At 43.8% G+C, this 2,743-nt stretch carries 3 protein-coding genes; 1 reads left to right on the top strand and 2 read right to left on the bottom strand.

The annotated features are described in order from the left end of the window. Both VF500_RS13890 and VF500_RS13885 read right to left on the bottom strand, forming a co-directional pair. Positions 1 to 1,318: M56 family metallopeptidase (locus tag VF500_RS13890; RefSeq protein WP_330860240.1), on the bottom strand; the 1,318-nt coding region annotated here is incomplete at its 3' end. 11 nt (positions 1,319 to 1,329) lie between these two features. Then, a complete protein-coding gene (locus VF500_RS13885; protein ID WP_321558432.1) occupies positions 1,330 to 1,686 on the bottom strand; it encodes a BlaI/MecI/CopY family transcriptional regulator in 357 nt (118 codons plus the stop codon). A gap of 385 nt (positions 1,687 to 2,071) precedes the next feature. Here VF500_RS13885 and VF500_RS13880 point away from each other — a divergent pair. Beyond that, the coding region (locus VF500_RS13880) for a flavin monoamine oxidase family protein (protein ID WP_330860239.1) at positions 2,072 to 2,743 on the top strand (672 nt) is incomplete at its 3' end.

Genomic DNA, 2,743 nt, shown 5'->3' with positions numbered 1-2,743 from the left:
CGTCTTTATTGGGAGCGTCTTTAGTAATTATATAAGCTACCTTAACAGGTTTATCCTCTTCAATTTTTGCCAATCTTCGAGCCTTTTCACCTGTTAGGATATACATGTTTTCTATTTTTGTCGGGTCGAGGTTTTTGCCGGCAGATACCGCACCGTTAACCACAAATACCAATGAATCTTTTCTAATTGATGCTAAAGAAATCTTTAGCCTTTTGTTTGTATCAAGTTGGGCGGCTATTGGCGTGATGGCTATTGATGGTGTAATTGAGGGCTGAGGGGCGGCCGCAGGCTCGGGTGTAACCATCGGCTTTACAGTTGGAGTTTTGTGGGCCGATTTGGCTGCTTTTACCGGTTTTGCATATGGAACTTCATCTGCATTAATGTTAATGATCCTGGCCAGGGGTTGTACCGCATTGGCAAGGGTGATCCTCACTGGTTTGGCAAAATCAGCTTTTGAAATGCTGAATACCAGTAACAGGGCCATAACGGCCGGTACTACAAAAGCGTAGCGGGTGAGGTTAAGTTTCGACGATCTTTTCGCGTTCATCATGATTATCCGTTTTTTTATGGTTGAAATATTGAAATGGTTTACAATGCCGGGTTGGGTGTTACTAAAACTCACGTTGACCAAACTGTATTGGTAAGTTTTACTGTCGATGCCGTTTTTAAGAATTTTGCGATCGGTAATAAACTCAATGTTTTCCCTTATCGCCCTTTTAATAAGCCAGATACCGGGGTTAAACCAGTAAAAAATACTGCTTAGTTCGGCTAACAGAATATCAGCAGTATGCCATTGGTTTACGTGCACTTGCTCATGCAGCAGAATCGATTTCAGGTCGGCAGGCTCATGTTTGGCGGGGTTTACGTAAATGCTACGCCAAAAAGAAAATGGTGCCGCATCTTTGTCCATCACCCTAACCAAATGTTCGCCGATGTATTGAGGTTTGGAGTTTTTATACAATCGTAACAGGGATAAAAGCTGCAAGGCCAAGCGGATGAGCAGCAAGCCGGCACCCGTCCAGAAAATAATGCTCAGCCAATACCAGTAATCAAATGTTTGAACTGGCTGGTTTACCAGTTGCGCGGGCGACTGCCAGTTGATGGCGATCTGCTCCATAGGTTTGGCCAGTTCTTCGTGCCGCTGCACAAAGGCCAAAAAGTTGATCTGCGGGTAGATACTTGCAAACAGGATGGCCGCAAGCAAATAGATCCGGTTAAGTGTATAAAAGGTAAGGGGCCTCAGCACCAGGTAATAGCCCGCACAAAACAACAACAGGGCTATGTTAACTTTTAATAAAAAAACAAATGTAGCCGGCATGATTGTATGGTTTATTGTTTTTCAATGAGTTTAATGATCTCTTTCAGGTCGGTAGCGCTGATCTTTTTTTCGTTGGCGAAAAACGTTACCAGGTCTTTATAGGAGTTTTGAAAATAGTCGCTTACAAAACCGCTCATAAAGCGCTTTTTATATTCCTCTTCCTGTATCATAGGCAGGTAGCGGAACGAGTTGCCTAATTTTTCGCTTTTCAAAAATCCTTTGCGCTCCAGGTTTTTTATAGTAGAGGCGAGGGTAGTGTAAGGGGGCTTTGGTTCGGTCAGCTGGTCTAAAAAATCCTTGATAAATCCCGGGCCCGATTGCCACACTGCCTGCATTGCTTCTTCCTCTTGTTGCGATAGTTTTTCCATTGTATTTACGATTGTTTCGTAAATCTACGAACTATTCGTAGTAAAGCAAATTTATTTTTACTTTTTAACAGAAATTAACATTGGAGGGAGAGATTAGAGGTTGGAGATCAGAGGTTAGGTTTGATAGGAGAGGTTAGAGGTTGGAGATCAGAGATTAGGTTTGATAGGAGAGGTTGGCGGGATCAAAGGTTAAAAGCGCGAACTAACCTCTAATCTCCAACCTCTAACCACTCCCCCCATATCTTAACATAAATCCGGCACCCGCTTAAAAAATTCCGTTAATTTTATATAAACACCAATAAAAGTTGATTTTGCCTTAATATATCACACAAAGAAAAAGTTATATTTAGGCCTGAGTTGATTGTAAAACATAAATACGCGCTTATTGAAAACTATTACCCGCAGGGACTTTTTAGGAAAAGGTGCCATGCTGGCCGGTGGGGCATATCCCGCCATGCTTGCCCTTGGCTTATTAAAACCATCGCCGGCTCATGCCTTTAACCTCGAAGGCAATGGCAAAGGAAAACACATTGTTATTTTAGGCGGCGGTTTGGCCGGCATGACCAGTGCCTATGAACTTGGTAAACTCGGCTATCAGTGCACCATTCTGGAGGCGCGGCAACACACCGGCGGGCGCTGTTTCAGTATCCGCAACGGTACTACCAATACCGAAATTGATAAACCAACCGCTACCGCCCACTTTGATGCCGGGCAGTATTTTAACGCGGGCCCATCGCGCATTCCGCACAATCATGAACTTACGCTGCATTACTGTAAAGAGCTGGGTGTGCCAATCCAGGTTTATAATAACGTAAACGAGGGTGCATATTATTTTGCTGAAGGTAAAGGGCCTTTATCAAACAAAAAGATAAAGGTTAGGGAGGTGCATAATGATATCCGCGGTTACATGACCGAATTGCTGGCCAAAAGCATTGACCACGGTAGTCTCGACAGCAGTTTTACCAAAGAGGATGGCGAAAAGATCATCGAATACCTGCAGGCCGAAGGTGGGCTGGATATTGATAAGCTATACAAAGCATCGGCACGGCGTGGGTAT

The organism is Mucilaginibacter sp. (genome assembly GCF_036383575.1).
Classification (GTDB): domain Bacteria; phylum Bacteroidota; class Bacteroidia; order Sphingobacteriales; family Sphingobacteriaceae; genus Mucilaginibacter.
This window is presented reverse-complemented; position numbering and strand designations above follow the sequence as displayed.

What these genes read in the sequence shown, in the direction of transcription:
- VF500_RS13885 (WP_321558432.1), bottom strand. Translation starts at nt 1,686, where the DNA reads ATGGAAAAACTATCGCAACAAGAGGAAGAAGCAATGCAGGCAGTGTGG.